This is a genomic window from Mycobacterium sp. (assembly GCF_019247635.1).
GTDB lineage: Bacteria > Actinomycetota > Actinomycetes > Mycobacteriales > Mycobacteriaceae > Mycobacterium.
In genome coordinates, this window is record NZ_JAFBAR010000020.1 from 39,958 (window position 1) to 55,703 (window position 15,746).

General features: G+C 65.8%; 11 protein-coding genes and 1 pseudogene. 8 read left to right on the plus strand and 4 right to left on the minus strand.

The genetic code is table 11. The annotated features are described in order from the left end of the window. Positions 1-3: 3 nt before the first annotated feature. Both uvrB and JO236_RS03380 read left to right on the plus strand, forming a co-directional pair. Positions 4-2,166, plus strand: coding sequence for an excinuclease ABC subunit UvrB (uvrB, locus tag JO236_RS03375; RefSeq protein WP_293324710.1), 2,163 nt, complete (start codon positions 4-6; stop codon positions 2,164-2,166). Further along, positions 2,163-3,584 carry an MFS transporter gene (locus tag JO236_RS03380; RefSeq protein ID WP_293324713.1) on the plus strand — a complete coding sequence of 474 codons (1,422 nt, stop codon included), beginning with the start codon at positions 2,163-2,165 and terminating at the stop codon, positions 3,582-3,584. Before uvrB ends, JO236_RS03380 begins: the two co-directional genes overlap by 4 nt. A 241-nt stretch (positions 3,585-3,825) precedes the next feature. Here JO236_RS03380 and JO236_RS03385 read toward each other — a convergent pair whose 3' ends face one another. Next, the gene (locus JO236_RS03385) at positions 3,826-5,391 is read right to left on the minus strand and encodes a glycosyltransferase family 39 protein (RefSeq protein WP_293324716.1); all 1,566 of its coding nucleotides are present in this window, start codon (positions 5,389-5,391) and stop codon (positions 3,826-3,828) included. A gap of 263 nt (positions 5,392-5,654) precedes the next feature. Here JO236_RS03385 and JO236_RS03390 point away from each other — a divergent pair, with 263 nt between their 5' ends. Continuing rightward, entirely contained in the window at positions 5,655-6,095 is a 441-nt protein-coding gene (locus tag JO236_RS03390) for a universal stress protein (RefSeq protein WP_293324719.1), read from the plus strand. A gap of 333 nt (positions 6,096-6,428) precedes the next feature. Here JO236_RS03390 and JO236_RS03395 read toward each other — a convergent pair whose 3' ends face one another. Further along, positions 6,429-7,106, minus strand: coding sequence for an MBL fold metallo-hydrolase (locus JO236_RS03395; protein ID WP_293324722.1), 678 nt, complete (start codon positions 7,104-7,106; stop codon positions 6,429-6,431). A gap of 98 nt (positions 7,107-7,204) precedes the next feature. Between JO236_RS03395 and uvrA the strand changes: the two genes are divergently transcribed. After that, complete coding sequence (gene uvrA, locus JO236_RS03400) at positions 7,205-10,117, plus strand: excinuclease ABC subunit UvrA (RefSeq protein WP_293324725.1); 2,913 nt, start codon at positions 7,205-7,207, stop codon at positions 10,115-10,117. Positions 10,118-10,255: 138 nt separating this feature from the next. On the opposite strand, the gene JO236_RS03405 is transcribed toward uvrA, so the two are convergent. Both JO236_RS03405 and lysX read right to left on the minus strand, forming a co-directional pair. After that, positions 10,256-10,486, minus strand: coding sequence for a hypothetical protein (locus JO236_RS03405; RefSeq protein ID WP_293324728.1), 231 nt, complete (start codon positions 10,484-10,486; stop codon positions 10,256-10,258). A gap of 156 nt (positions 10,487-10,642) precedes the next feature. Then, complete coding sequence (lysX, locus tag JO236_RS03410; RefSeq protein WP_293324731.1) at positions 10,643-13,969, minus strand: bifunctional lysylphosphatidylglycerol synthetase/lysine--tRNA ligase LysX; 3,327 nt, start codon at positions 13,967-13,969, stop codon at positions 10,643-10,645. Between the two features lie 407 nt (positions 13,970-14,376). Here lysX and infC point away from each other — a divergent pair, with 407 nt between their 5' ends. The 4 genes and pseudogenes from infC to JO236_RS03430 form a co-directional block, all read left to right on the plus strand. After that, the gene (infC, locus tag JO236_RS03415) at positions 14,377-14,961 is read left to right on the plus strand and encodes a translation initiation factor IF-3 (protein ID WP_293324748.1); all 585 of its coding nucleotides are present in this window, start codon (positions 14,377-14,379) and stop codon (positions 14,959-14,961) included. 32 nt (positions 14,962-14,993) lie between these two features. After that, positions 14,994-15,188 (plus strand): 50S ribosomal protein L35, encoded by a 195-nt coding sequence (gene rpmI, locus JO236_RS03420; protein WP_293324735.1) that lies wholly within the window; start codon positions 14,994-14,996, stop codon positions 15,186-15,188. Between the two features lie 56 nt (positions 15,189-15,244). Further along, complete coding sequence (gene rplT / locus JO236_RS03425; RefSeq protein WP_293324737.1) at positions 15,245-15,634, plus strand: 50S ribosomal protein L20; 390 nt, start codon at positions 15,245-15,247, stop codon at positions 15,632-15,634. A 14-nt stretch (positions 15,635-15,648) separates the two neighbouring features. Further along, a pseudogene (locus JO236_RS03430) lies at positions 15,649-15,746 on the plus strand (RNA methyltransferase); the annotation flags it as partial.

Genomic DNA, 15,746 nt, shown 5'->3' on the forward strand with positions numbered 1-15,746 from the left:
GGCATGGCCTTCGCCACCGAACATCCCGTCATCGCGCACTCCGAGTACCGTGCCGTCGAGGAGGTCGTGCGCGTCGGCGGCCGCTTCGAGGTGGTCAGTCCGCACGACCCGGCCGGCGACCAGCCCGCCGCCATCGAGGACCTGGAGCGGCGGATTCGGGCCGGGGAGCGTGACGTGGTGCTGCTCGGCGCCACCGGCACCGGAAAGTCGGCGACCACCGCCTGGCTTATCGAACGCCTCCAGCGACCAACGCTGGTCATGGCGCCGAACAAGACCCTAGCCGCCCAGCTGGCGAATGAGCTGCGAGAGATGTTGCCGCACAACGCAGTTGAGTACTTCGTATCGTACTACGACTATTACCAGCCCGAGGCGTATATCGCGCAGACTGACACCTACATCGAAAAGGACAGCTCCATCAACGACGACGTTGAGCGCTTACGGCACTCGGCGACGTCGTCGCTGCTGTCCCGGCGCGACGTGGTGGTGGTCGCCTCGGTGTCCTGCATCTACGGCCTGGGCACCCCGCAGTCCTACCTGGACCGGTCCGTGGAACTGCAGGTCGGCACCGAGGTGCCGCGTGACGGCCTGTTGCGGCTGCTGGTCGACGTGCAGTACACGCGTAACGACCTGTCGTTCACCCGTGGCTCGTTCCGGGTGCGTGGCGACACCGTGGAGATCATCCCGTCCTACGAGGAGCTGGCGGTCCGCATCGAGTTCTTCGGCGACGAGGTCGAGGCCCTCTACTATCTGCATCCGCTGACCGGCGAGGTGATCCGCCAGGTCGACTCGCTGCGGATCTTCCCCGCCACCCACTACGTCGCCGGCCCGGAGCGGATGGCCCACGCGATCTCCACCATCGAGGAGGAGCTCGCTGAGCGGCTCGCGGAACTCGAAGGTCAGGGCAAGCTGCTGGAGGCTCAGCGGCTGCGGATGCGCACCAACTACGACATCGAGATGATGCGGCAGGTCGGGTTCTGCTCGGGCATCGAGAACTACTCGCGCCACATCGACGCACGGCCCGCCGGCTCGGCGCCTGCAACGTTGCTCGACTACTTCCCCGAGGACTTCCTGCTCGTCATCGACGAGTCACACGTCACCGTGCCGCAGATCGGCGGCATGTATGAGGGTGACATGTCCCGCAAGCGCAACCTGGTCGAGTACGGCTTTCGGCTGCCGTCGGCGGTCGACAACCGCCCGCTGACCTGGGAGGAGTTCGCCGACCGGATCGGGCAGACGGTTTATTTGTCGGCCACGCCGGGTCCTTACGAGTTGAGCCAGGCCGGTGGCGAGTTCGTCGAGCAGGTGATCCGGCCGACCGGTCTGGTGGATCCGAAGGTGGTGGTCAAGCCGACCAAGGGCCAGATCGACGACCTGATCGGTGAGATCCGCAAACGCGCCGACGCCGACCAGCGGGTGCTGGTCACGACGCTGACGAAGAAGATGGCCGAAGACCTCACCGACTACCTCCTGGAGATGGGGATCCGGGTGCGCTACCTGCACTCCGAGGTCGACACGCTGCGTCGGGTGGAGTTGCTGCGGCAACTGCGGCTGGGGGACTACGACGTGCTGGTCGGCATCAACCTGCTGCGCGAGGGCCTCGACCTGCCCGAGGTGTCGCTGGTGTCGATTCTGGACGCCGACAAGGAAGGCTTCCTGCGGTCGTCGCGCAGCCTGATCCAGACCATCGGTCGCGCCGCCCGCAACGTCTCCGGCGAAGTGCACATGTATGCCGACAGCATGACCGACTCGATGAAGGAAGCCATCGACGAGACCGAACGGCGCCGGGCCAAGCAGATCGCCTACAACGAGGCCAACGGCATCGACCCGCAGCCGCTGCGAAAGAAGATCGCCGACATCCTCGATCAGGTCTATCGCGAGGCGGCTGACACTGATGCCGGCGAGTCCGTCCCGATCGGCGGGTCGGGCCGCAACGCGTCCCGCGGGCGCCGCGCTCAGGGCGAGCCGGGCCGGGCGGTCAGCGCCGGTGTGGGCCGCGACACCGCCAGCATGCCGCGAGCCGAACTGGCCGATCTGATCAAGGACCTCACCGCGCAGATGATGGCCGCCGCTCGTGACCTGCAATTCGAACTGGCCGCGCGGTTCCGAGACGAGATCGCCGACCTGAAGAAGGAGCTGCGTGGGATGGACGCCGCGGGCCTGAAGTGACCGACACCGCCAGCGACACGGGCAGTTGGCGGCAGCTGCTGGGCCCATATCTTGGGGCATCCGTGGTGCTGGCGGGTGGCGTCGGGCTCTACGCGACCAACGAATTCCTGACCGTCAGCCTGCTGCCCAGCACGATCGCCGAAATCGGCGGCGCCCGGTTGTATGCCTGGGTGGTGACGCTGTACCTGGTCGGTTCGGTGGTGGCCGCGGCCGTGGTGAGTTCGCTCCTGCTGCGCATCGGGGCACGCGCGTCGTTCCTGACGGGACTGGCCGTGTTCGGTGTCGCCAGTCTGGTCTGCGCGGTGGCACCCAACATGGAGGTGCTCATCGCCGGACGTGCCCTGCAGGGAGTGGCGGGCGGTCTGCTGGCCGGCCTGGGCTATGCGCTCATCAACACCGCCCTGCCAAGGTCGCTATGGACCCGCGGCTCTGCGCTGGTGTCCGCGATGTGGGGAGTCGCGACCGTAGTCGGACCCGCGATGGGCGGTCTTTTTGCGCAATTCGGGTTGTGGCGCTTGGCATTTGCGGCCATGGCAATCCTGACCGCGTTGATGGCCATCTTGGTGCCGATCGTGCTGTCCGCGCACCGGGCCGGCCCGGTCGGTGAAGCGTCCACACGGCCCGCGCTGAAGGTGCCGGGGTGGTCGCTGGTGTTGATGGGTGGTGCCGCAATTGCCGTCAGTGTGGCGCAACTACCGCACAACGTCGTAGCGACGGGCGGGCTGCTGGCCGCCGGCCTGCTGCTGATCGGAGTTTTTGTGGTAGTCGATCGGCGCAGCCGGGTAGCGGTGTTGCCGCCCAGCGTCTTTGGCTCTGGACCGTTGAAGTGGATCTATCTGAGCATGGCGGTTCTGATGATGGCCGTGATGGTCGACACGTACGTGCCACTGTTCGGTCAACGGCTCGGGCACCTGAGTCCGGTCGCGGCGGGGTTCCTGGGCGCGGCGCTGGCCGTCGGCTGGACGGTGAGCGAGATCGTCAGCGCCGCGGTGAACGATTCTCGGGTCATCGGACGCATGCTGCTGGCCGCGCCGCTGGTGATGGCGTCGGGTCTGGGGATGGTCGCGCTCACGCAGCGCGCCGACGCGCCGATCGGGGTGGTCCTCATCTGGGCGGTGGCTTTGCTGGTCGCCGGGATTGGCATCGGCATGGCTTGGCCGCACCTGTCGATGCGCGCCATGGACTGCGTCGAAGCCCCAACCGAAAGCGGCACGGCAGCGGCCGCCATCAACATCGTGCAGCTGATCTCCGCGGCCTTCGGCGCCGGCCTGGCCGGCGTGGTGGTCAATGGCACCGAACATGGCGACCTGCCAGCGGCGCGGTGGTTGTACGCGGTGTTCGCGGCGCTTGCGGCAGTAGGGGTTTTGGCTGCACCAAATGCGATCGGCCGCACGCCGCGGAAGTGGTCACGGTTTTGACGATGCCCGACGACTCTTATCCGGATGAGTCTGTGTTCAGCGACGTACAAACGCACAGCCGTCGGCCGGCAACCCAGTGTGAATCCTGCGACGCGACACGCTGATTCGGCGTCGTGTGGTTCACACTCGCGCGGATGGCTGACAGTCGCACAGCCGACTCAGTCGTTCGGAGATGAGGTGCGGCCGCCTTGCGCGCCCCCGAACAGACCATCCGCGAGCCAGATCTGCATGCCCGTCTAGCTCATCTCGTTGACTTGACGACCTGGGAGTAGTTGAACTGCCAGCGCTCCACGACGTGGAAGCCGAGATAGCCGGGGAATCGGTAGGCGGGCGCGCGTCCGAAGGTCGACCCTGGCGGCAACGACTTTCCCTGTTGATGGTCGGGTAGCGATCTGTCTCGGTCGGTGATCGTCCACAGCGCGGGGCATTTGTTGATCTTGGCCGTCGTCAGCCACACCGCGACGTGGCCGTCCCACAGAGCGCCGACATCGGGTCCGTAAAAGCCGCGCTCGACGTCGATCACCGAACGAAAAGCCGCCGGCCGGGTGGCCAGCAGCGCGCGAATCGGCCCGGGCTTCCAGACCACGGTGTTGTCCACCAGCAGGCAATCCCCGGGCGCCGCGTGGCCGCTGATCACGTCGGCAACCTGGCTGTAGTCCCAGCCCTCCTTGGCATAGGGCCCGCGTTGGGTGAAGTAGTAGTTCGGAAACGCGGCGGCCGTGAACGCCAGCACAACGCCGGCGATGGGCCACGGCTTTCGGGCGAGCGTGACGATGCAGACCGCCAGGACCACGGCCGCGGCGGGAGCCGTGACGATCAGGTAACGCGGGTAGTACATGGGTTCAACCAGCCACGAGTAGATCAACACGGCCGCCGTCGGGATGACGATCCACGCCGCGCACACCTGTAATAGTCGCCGGGCACCGCCACCCGGCCCGGCTGCTCCGAGCGCACGCGCGACGACCGCGGCGACGACGGTGACGCCCGACAGGATGGCGAAGGGAACGCTGTGATCGAAGTACTGCCGATGCACCACGTCCAGGAAGAGGTTCCTGCTCAACCCCGCAATCCACGCGACCTGGAAAGCCTGACCGTGGGCGAACAGCAGGAATCGGGTCAGGATCCCCAGCGCCACCGCAGAGCTGACCAACCACCGGACAACGATGCCTCTGCGCGGGGCCAGCCGCGGCAGGATGGCGGCATATGCCAGCACCAAGAGCACCGAGTTGATGCTGATCAGGACCGACAACACCAGCAGCAACGCGTAACCCACCCACAGCCGGGGCCGGTTGCGCCGCGCCGCCGCAACGAGCAAGACCGTCAGCCAAACCGCCGCCGCCACGGACAGCGCCGAGGACCGGGCTTCGATCCCGGCCCACGTCACTCGCGGCAGTATCGCGAAGACAACGCCGGCGCACAGCCCCGTGGCCCGGCTCTGCGGCACGAACTGTCGGGTGAAAACCACGACGCCGGCCGCAGCGCCCCCGATGGCGAGCGCGCTCGGAACACGTGACCAGAATTCCGTCGGCGGAAAAATAGCGAACCAGGCCTGCATCAGCAGGTAGTACAGGCCGTGTACGGCATCGATGTGGCCCAGCAGCTTCCAGAGCTGCGGCAATGACCTGCTCGCCGCCGAAATCGTCGCACCTTCGTCGAACCAGAGCGACGGCCTGCTCGCCCAGGCGGCGCTGATAACCGTGGCCAGCACGGCGACCGCCCACGGATCGAGCAGCCTCCCGTCGGGGCGGGGACTCGCAGAATCCCCAATGACCTGCGCCGTTGGCTGCTCGATGGTCTGCGAGGGCATGATGCTTGTCACTGTAGAGTCCGCCCGATGAGCCTGGTCAACGCCGACCCATGCCGGCTTCGGAAAGGGTTGCGCGGCAAAGCTTTCCCCATCGGGCCTGGGCATTCGCACGTAGTGTCATCCGCAGTATTGTCGGTCGCCATGCCCTGACCGGGCAAATTGAGGCTTGCGCCACGTCGCAGCGGTGTCGCTTAATCTGTCCTTTTGGACACTGCACGCGATACTGTCTTGGGTTGGCTGGGCAAACGACACTTGGAGGGTAAATGGGTGCCTATGGGACCGTGGTCGTAGGGACCGACGGCTCGGACTCGTCATTCCGCGCGGTGGACAAGGCGGCCGCCATTGCCGGGGCCGACGCAAAGTTGATCATCGCGTCGGCGTACTTGCCTCATCACGACGATGGCCGTGCGGCCGACGTGCTGAAGGAAGAAAGCTACAAGGTGACGGGCACCGCCCCGATCTACGAGATCCTGCACGACGCGAAGGAGCGGGCCCACAACGCCGGTGCCAAGAACGTCGAAGAGCGCGCGATCGTCGGCGCTCCGGTCGACGCGTTGGTCCACCTCGCCGAGGAGGTCAAGGCCGATTTGCTGGTCGTCGGGAACGTCGGCCTCAGCACCATCGCCGGCCGACTGCTGGGATCGGTGCCGGCCAACGTGTCGCGTCGGGCCAAGGTCGATGTGCTGATCGTGCACACCACCTGAGCGGGCCTACCAGCCCCGTCGCGCCAATCGCCCAAGTCGGGGCGTTCGACTCCCAACGCCAGTGTCCCTGGTTTGTGACGTCGTCAAGCTAGTCGAGCTTCAGGCCACACTCACATCTTCGACGCCGCCGGGGGCCGGGCTAAGTGGCAGCGCCTTGTTGGGGCGGCTCCGCCGCCGTGGCGGCCACGGCGCCTCAGGCAGCGGCGGCGGGACCGCCGACGCCGGCACAGGTGGCCACGGCGGCTAGCACCGGCTAACGCCGGCGACGCTGAGAATCCGTTGGCGTGGCCGTCCTGTTTTACCAGGCATGAGCCGCTGGACAGCACGACGGAATTACCAGCCGCGTTCGCGCCACTCCGCTAGATGTGGTCGCTCGTTGCCGAGATTGGTGTCGTCGCCGTGGCCGGGGTAGATGATCGTGTCGTCCCCGTATCGGGCGAAGACCCTGCTTTCGAGGTCCCCCATCAGCGAATCGAACTCGTCCGGCTGTGTCGTCCGTCCAGGACCGCCCGGGAACAGGCAGTCGCCGGTGAACAACTGCGTGACGTTGCCGGTGGCAGGTCCGTTCAGCGCCAGCGCGACGGAGCCGGGGGTGTGCCCCCGCAGGTGGATGACGTCAAAGGTCAGCTCGCCGATCCGCACGGTGTCCCCGTTGGCCAGCAAACGGTCCGGTTGCACCGGCAGCGGGTCGGCGTCGATCTCGTGGGCGGCGGTGGGCGCCCCGGTGGCCTCGGCCACCGCTTGCAGCGCCTGCCAGTGGTCGAAGTGCTGGTGGCTGGTCACGATCAGCGACACCCGTGGCGCGTGTTGGCGGATCAGGTCGATCAGAACGTCGGCGTCGTTGGCCGCGTCGATGAGCAGCGTCTCCTCGGTCGCCGAACAGGTCACCAAATAGGCATTGTTGTCCATCGGGCCCACCGACGCCTTTAGAATCGTGGCGCCGGGCAGGCTGCGTCGGGCCGCGGTACCCGGTTCCACGTGTCCGGTGTAGTTGTCGTCTAGGACGGTCATAGCGGTCACGTTACTGGTCCCGGAATGCTTGTCGGTATGGCCACATAGCATGGGAACGAGTTCTGTGTGCGAAGGGGATCCATCATGAAAGGGCTTGAGTGGCTGAGCGCCTGATCATCAAGGGTGCGCGCGAACACAACCTGCGCGGCGTCGACCTGGACCTGCCCCGCGACGCCCTGATCGTTTTCACCGGGCTGTCCGGGTCGGGCAAGTCCTCGCTGGCATTCGACACCATCTTCGCCGAAGGGCAGCGGCGCTACGTCGAGTCGCTGTCGGCCTATGCTCGCCAATTCCTCGGGCAGATGGACAAGCCCGACGTCGACTTCATCGAGGGGCTGTCGCCCGCGGTGTCCATCGACCAGAAGTCGACCAACCGCAACCCGCGCTCGACGGTGGGGACCATCACCGAGGTGTACGACTATCTCCGTTTGCTGTATGCGCGGGCCGGCGCGCCGCACTGCCCGATCTGTGGTGAGCGGATCGCCCGCCAGACGCCCCAGCAAATCGTGGACCAAGTGCTGGCGATGGAGGAGGGCATTCGGTTCCTGGTGCTCGCACCGGTGGTACGCACCCGTAAGGGCGAGTTTGCCGACCTGTTCGACAAGCTCAACGCGCAGGGCTACAGCCGGGTACGGGTTGACGGCGTGGTGCACTCGCTGACCGACCCGCCGAAGCTGAAGAAGCAGGAAAAGCACGACATAGAGGTGGTGGTGGATCGCCTGACCGTCAAGGTCACCGCCAAGCAGCGGCTCACCGACTCTGTGGAGACCGCGCTGAACCTTGCCGACGGCATCGTGGTGCTTGAGTTCCCCGACGATCGTGACGACCACGACCGCCCGCGTGAGCAACGGTTCTCCGAGAAACTGGCCTGCCCCAACGGCCACCCGCTGGCTGTGGACGACCTGGAACCGCGGTCGTTCTCGTTCAACTCGCCCTACGGTGCCTGTCCCGAATGCACCGGCTTGGGCGTCCAGAAAGAGGTCGACCCCGATCTGGTGGTGCCCGACCCGGATCGCACGCTGGCCGAGGGCGCGGTCGCGCCGTGGTCGACGGGCCATACCGCCGAGTACTTCGTGCGCATGATGGCCGGGCTCGGTGACGCACTCGGCTTCGACGTGGACACGCCCTGGCGCAAGCTGCCGCTCAAGGCGCGCAAGGCAATCCTGGAAGGCTCCACCGAGCAGGTGCACGTGCGGTATCGCAACCGCTACGGCCGAACCCGTTCGTACTATGCGGATTTCGAGGGCGTGCTGGCGTTTCTGCAGCGCAAGATGGCCCAGACCGAGTCCGATCAGATGAAGGAGCGCTACGAGGGCTTCATGCGCGATGTGCCGTGCCCGGTGTGTGAGGGCACTCGGCTCAAGCCGGAGATCTTGGCGGTGACGCTGGCGGCCGGGGAGCGCGGCGCCAAGTCCATCGCCGAGGTGTGCGAGTTGTCGATAGCGGACTGCTCAGATTTTCTCAACGCGTTGACGCTGGGTGCTCGGGAGGAGGCCATCGCCGGGCAGGTGCTCAAGGAAATCCAGTCGCGGCTCGGCTTCTTGCTCGACGTCGGGCTGGACTACCTGTCGCTGTCGCGGGCGGCTGCCACATTGTCCGGCGGTGAGGCGCAACGCATCCGGCTGGCCACCCAGATCGGCTCAGGGCTGGTCGGCGTGCTCTACGTGCTCGACGAGCCGTCCATCGGGCTACACCAGCGCGACAACCGTCGTCTCATCGAAACCCTCACCCGGCTGAGGGATTTGGGCAACACACTGATCGTCGTCGAGCATGACGAGGACACCATTGAGCACGCCGACTGGGTCGTCGACATCGGGCCCGGGGCCGGCGAGCACGGTGGCCGCATCGTGCACAGCGGGACCTATGGCGATCTGCTGTCCAACACGGACTCCATCACCGGCGCCTACCTTTCGGGCAAGGAGAGCATCGAGATGCCCTCGATGCGGCGTCCCATCGACAAGCGGCGTTTGCTCACCGTCGTCGGCGCGCGCGAACACAACCTGCGCGACATCGACGTGTCATTCCCGCTCGGCGTGCTGACATCGGTGACGGGCGTGTCCGGTTCCGGCAAGTCCACGCTGGTCAACGACATTCTGGCCGCGGTGCTGGCCAACAGGCTCAACGGGGCCCGGCACGTACCGGGCCGCCATACCCGCGTCACGGGTCTGGATCATCTGGACAAGCTGGTGCGCGTCGACCAGTCGCCGATCGGGCGTACGCCGCGCTCCAACCCGGCCACCTATACCGGGGTGTTCGACAAGATCCGCACCCTGTTCGCGGCCACCACCGAGGCCAAGGTCCGGGGTTATCAACCCGGCCGGTTCTCGTTCAACGTCAAGGGGGGCCGCTGCGAGGCATGCACGGGCGACGGCACCATCAAGATCGAGATGAATTTCCTGCCCGACGTGTATGTGCCGTGCGAGGTGTGCCACGGTGCCCGCTACAACCGGGAAACCCTCGAGGTGCACTACAAGGGCAAGACCATCTCCGAGGTGCTGGACATGTCGATCGAGGAGGCGGCGGAGTTCTTCGAGCCGATCTCAGGCATCCACCGCTATCTGCGCACGCTGGTCGACGTCGGCCTGGGCTACGTCCGGCTAGGGCAGCCCGCGCCCACGTTGTCCGGCGGTGAGGCGCAGCGGGTCAAGCTCGCCTCCGAGTTGCAGAAACGCTCGACGGGCCGCACGATCTACATCCTCGACGAGCCCACCACCGGTTTGCATTTCGACGACATCCGCAAGCTGTTGAACGTGATCAGCGGCCTCGTCGAAAAGGGCAACACGGTGATCGTGATCGAACACAATCTGGACGTGATCAAGACGTCGGACTGGCTCGTCGACATGGGTCCCGAAGGCGGTGCCGAGGGCGGAACCGTTGTCGCCCAAGGAACTCCGGAGGACGTCGCCGCCATACCAGAGAGCTACACCGGGAAGTTTCTCGCCGAGGTTCTGAACGCGGCGCCCGCCAGCACGCCGCCGCGTTCGGGCAAGCGCCGCAAAGTCAGCGCCTGAATCGGCTTTGCGCGTCGAGCCTGCGTTCGTGGCATCGATCCTGCGCTCAGGGCTGGCTTCTCGCGATTTTCACGCCGTGGCCGCAGGATCGATCAGCGGTTAAGCGGAGCCGGCAGGTGCCCAACCAAGTGCCGGGCCTTACTCATCGGTGCGCATCGATTCCCGGATCTGCGCCAGACGCTCGGCCGCCGCTCGCTGACGTTCCTCGTACTGCTCCTCGACCTCGCGACCTTCCTGGCTCTCAGAAGCAAGTTCGGAAGCGCCCGCCGCGCTGCCGTAGCGGCTTTGGATCTTCTCGCGGACCGATTCGAAGGTCGGTACACCTGAGTCGTCATAGCCGGGGTCGGGAGTTGTCGGTTCGTCGGGCATGTCTGACAGGCTACTGGGGTTGTCGTTTCGACATTGTCCGCGATGGGGCCACCGTCAGCCGCCGTCATTTCGGCAGTTTTGCTGCCATGGCGTCAGCAATCTGACCGGCTTGATCCTCGACTTTGAGTCCGCAAGCCAAAACGCGTCCGAGGTCCGCTAATGCGGCTTAGCCAGCGGGAATGGCAGCGTCTCGCGGATGCTGCGACCGGTGACCAGCATGACCAGACGGTCTACGCCCATCCCCAGGCCGCCGGTCGGTGGCATCGCATACTCCATCGCCTGCAGGAAGTCCTCGTCGAGCTCCATTGCCTCGGGGTCGCCGCCGGCTGCCAACAGCGACTGCTCGTGCAGACGGCGCCGCTGCTCCACCGGGTCGGTGAGTTCGCTGTACGCCGTTGCCAATTCGACGCCCCAGGCCACCAGGTCCCAGCGTTCGGCGACGCCGGGCTTGCTGCGATGCGGGCGGGTCAACGGCGATACCGACGTCGGAAAGTCGATGTAAAACGTCGGCTGCTCGGTCCGCGCCTCGACCAGGTGCTCATAGAGCTCCAGCACCACCGCGCCCGCATCCCAATGCGCTCGGTACGGAACACGCACAGCATCAGACAACTTGCGTAGCTTGGTCAGACCCGTGTGCGCGCCGACCTCTACGCCGAGCGCTTCGGACACCGCCTCGTGCACGCTCTTTACCGGCCACACCCCCGAGATGTCGACCGGTCTGAGGCCGTCACTGGCATCGTCGGTCTTGGGTCGCATCACGGTTGGCGTTCCATGGGCGGCCTGGGCTGCGTTCTGGATCAGCTCGCGGCAGCCGTCGATCCACACTCGGTAGTCGGCGTGCGCCTGGTAGGCCTCTAGCAAGGTGAACTCCGGGTTGTGACTGAAGTCCACACCTTCGTTGCGGAACGCGCGCCCCAACTCGAACACCCGCTCAACACCGCCGACACACAGCCGCTTCAGGTACAACTCTGGCGCGATGCGCAAGAACAGGTTCATGTCATAGCTGTTGATATGTGTGACGAAGGGCCGGGCGGTAGCCCCGCCGTGGATCTGCTGCAGGATCGGGGTTTCGACTTCGATGAATCCCTTGGCGAACAGCGTTTCCCGCACCGAGCGTAATACGTTGCTGCGGGCGGTGATCAGGCCGCGCGACTCGGCGTTGACCGCCAGATCGACGTAGCGAGTCCGCACCCGCGACTCCGGATCGGTCAGGCCCTTCCACTTGTTCGGCAAGGGCCGCAGGCACTTACCGATCATTCGCCAGTCGCGGACAATCAGTGATTGCGCGCCCTTTTTGCTGAAGCCCATCTGCCCGGTCATCTCGACCAGGTCGCCGAGATCGATGGCCGCGGTGAAGTCCGCGGTGCGGCCGCACTGCAGGACTGAATTGTCCAGCAGCACCTGCATTTCCCCCGACCAATCCCGCAAGTGCGCGAACAGCACGCCGCCGTAGTCGCGTATCCGCAGGATGCGTCCGGACACCGAGATGGTGTCCTTGCCGTCCGCGTCTAGCGCCTGGGCGACCGTGTGGCTGGGCGGAGATCCCACAGGGTAAGCGTCAACGCCGGTGCGCTGCAACGACCTCAGCTTGGTCATCCGGACCCGGACCTGCTCGGGCAGACGGGCTTTCGTCTCGACTGCGGCGGCTTCGTCGCTGCGTTGCTGTAGTTGGCGCACATCCGGGGTCGACCCGTCGGCATGCAGCAGGCCGGATTCGACCAACCGTTCCGGCACGGCCGGATGGTGGCCGGTGTGTTCCTTTTCGCGTCGATTGAACGGCAGCACCAGGAAACCCTCGGCGAGGGCCGAGGCCACCCCGACCCGCGGAATCAGCCGGGCGTCCTCGTAGCAGGCGTACCGCGGCACCCACTCGGGCTGGTATTTCATGTTCGAGCGGTACAAGGTCTCCAGCTGCCACCATCGCGAGAAGAACAGCAAGAAGCCCCGCCACATCCGCGCGACCGGTCCGGCGCCGAGTTGGGCACCCTGCTCGAACGCCGACCGGAACATCGCGAAGTTCAGCGAAATGCGGGTCAGGCCAAGGCTTTCCGCGTTTAGCGCGAGATCGCTCACCATGAGTTCGATGGTCCCGTTGGGTGATTGCGGAGAACGTCGCATCAAGTCCAGCGAAACTCCGGTGTTTCCCCACGGCACCAACGACAGCATCGCGACCACCTCGTCGTTGCGGTCGATCGCCTCGACCAGCAGGCAGTCGCCGTCGGCCGGATCACCCAGGCGGCCCAGGGCCATCGAGAAGCCGCGTTCGGTTTCGGTGTCCCGCCAGGCGTCGGTGCGCGAAATGGTGTCGGCCATTTCCTCGGCGGAGAGGTCGCGATGGCGCCGGATGCGTACAGTCAGACCGGCCCGGCGCGCCCGCGTCACCGCTTGACGAACGCCGCGCATGTCCGGGCCGGACAACTTGAAGTCGGCGGTGTGCAAGATGGCCTCGTCACCCAGCTCCAGGGCGTTGAGTCCGGCATCGCGATATACCGGGGCCCCTTGGGAACTGGCGCCCATGACGCCGGGCGCCCAGCCGTAGGTTTGGCACAGGTCCAGCCATGCCGCGATGGCCTGCGGCCAGGCCCTGGGATCGCCTACAGGGTCCCCGCTGGCCAGGCAGACCCCGACCTCGACTCGATAGGTGACGGCGGCCCGGCCGCTTGGCGCAAACACCACCGACTTGTCCCGGCGGGTGGCGAAGTAGCCCAGCGAGTCGCTGTTGCCCCACAGTTCGAGCAGCCCACGGATAGCGGACTCGTCCTGACCGGTCAGCGCGTTGTCGGCGCGCTGGGACTGAAACAGCACGATGGCGGCGGCGATCAACGCGAGGGCTCCGAACAACCCGAAGACCGCATTGAGGAACGGGTGCGGCCTACCGGTGAACAGGTCCGGGTCGGCGAGGGCAAAGCCGACCACCCGGTTGGCCACGTAGGGCAAGCGGTCCTGCCGCGCCAGCGAGCCCGGGAACATCTCCACCAGAACCCAGGACGCCAGGATTCCGAGGACGGCGCCGGCGAGAAGCACCGCCGCGGCCTTGAACAGTGCTCCCCTGCGGACCTTGGCCCAGAACTCCCGATAGGCCAAGACGAGCAGGACGATCGCGATCACGTGTACCGCGAATCCGAGGTTTTCGCCGAAGTTCTCCGCTGCGGTGTTGCCGCCGGCGGCGATGTCGGCCACGTTCAGCACCGCGAACAGGACGAGGTTGCCGACCAACAACAGCCAGGCGATGCGTTTGCGCGCGGTCAGGGCGGCGGCCAGCAGCGCAAGGATGAACGACCACGCAAAGCTGGTGTCCGGAAAGTTGAACAGGTAGTCGTTGATGAACTCCCGCGGAACCTTGATCAGGTACCGGATCAGCGGTGACACGCTGGCCAGCAGCGACATGGTGGCGATAACGCCGACGGTCCAGCCGGCGGCGGCAGGTACCCAGCGAAACCGGGAACGCGCCCGATTGGCTGAACGCGGCGTAGCGAGTGTCACAGACCGCGAGGATATTCCTTCAACCCGTGAAAATCCTGGCGAAGCGCCAAGACATGGTGGCGCGTTTGCAGATCCCCTCGTCGATCGCTCTGATCGGCAGCGTCCCGATCTACGCCTCGTGGCTGCTAGACTGACCTTCGCGACCATCCCGGCGAACGCCAGGGACAGTTAAGTGGAGTCCCACTCCCACCGCTAGCCACGAAACGCTTTCCAGGCTATGCGGTCCGGTCACAGGCATGTGGTAATGCCTGTTCCGCGCATGGTGCGGGCGGCTCGAGCCGCGATCGGTCGGCATTGGGCCCTGCTTATGCAGGGCTTTTTTGCTGATGGCGTGGCATTTCCTCGCTGCTGAATCCCGACGCTTTCCCGTCGCTGGTCAGAACTGGAAGACCATAAAGGGAGGCCCCATCAGCACTGAGACCCGCGTCAACGAGCGCATTCGCGTACCTGAAGTTCGACTGATCGGCCCGGGGGGGGAGCAGGTAGGCATCGTGCGTATCGAAGACGCACTCCGCGTTGCCGCGGACGCCGATCTCGACCTTGTCGAAGTTGCTCCGAACGCCAGACCGCCGGTCTGCAAGATCATGGACTACGGGAAGTACAAGTACGAGGCGGCGCAGAAGGCGCGCGAGTCCCGCAGGAACCAGCAGCAGACCGTCGTCAAAGAGCAAAAGCTGCGCCCAAAGATCGACGACCACGATTACGAGACGAAGAAGGGCCACGTGGTCCGCTTCCTGGAGGCTGGATCGAAGGTCAAGGTCACGATCATGTTTCGCGGACGCGAGCAGTCCAGACCCGAACTGGGTTACCGACTGCTGCAGCGGCTTGGCGCCGACGTCGCCGACTACGGATTCGTCGAAACCTCCGCCAAGCAGGACGGGCGGAACATGACGATGGTGCTGGCACCGCACCGCGGCGCGAAGACCCGCGCTAGGGCGCGGCACCCGGAGGGACCCACGGCGGCAGGCGACGGCACCGCCGCACCGAACTGACAAGCAAAGAGCTACACAGAACAAGAGGACACATGCCCAAGGCCAAGACCCACAGCGGGGCGTCGAAGCGGTTCCGCCGTACCGGTACCGGAAAGATCGTCCGGCAGAAAGCCAACCGTCGGCACCTGCTCGAGCACAAGCCGACCAAACGAACCCGGCGGCTCGACGGCCGCACCACTGTTTCGGCCAATGACACCAAGCGGGTCAACTCGCTACTCCACGGCTGAAACCAGCCTCACCATCTACAGACCATTTACTGCCTGAACGAGAGTAGGAACATCCAATGGCACGCGTGAAGCGGGCGGTCAACGCCCACAAGAAGAGGCGCAGCGTCCTGAAGGCCTCGAAGGGCTATCGCGGTCAGCGATCCCGGCTTTACCGCAAAGCCAAAGAGCAGCAACTGCATTCGCTGAACTACGCGTACCGCGACCGTCGCGCGCGCAAGGGCGAGTTCCGCAAGTTGTGGATCTCGCGGATCAACGCGGCCGCGCGGGCCAACGACATCACCTACAACCGCCTGATCCAAGGCCTCAAGGCCGCGGGCGTGGAGGTGGACCGCAAGAACCTCGCCGACATCGCGATCACCGACCCGGCGGCGTTCACCACGCTGGTCGAGGTCGCCAGGGCGGCGCTGCCCGAAGACGTCAACGCCCCCTCTGGAGAGGCTGCCTGACTCCGGGCTCTGCGCTGACCGAGCGCTCGGCCAGGGTGGCCGCGGCGGTCAAATTGCACCGTCCCATCGGTCGACGGCGTGCGGGACGATTCCTGGCCGAAGGTCCCAACCT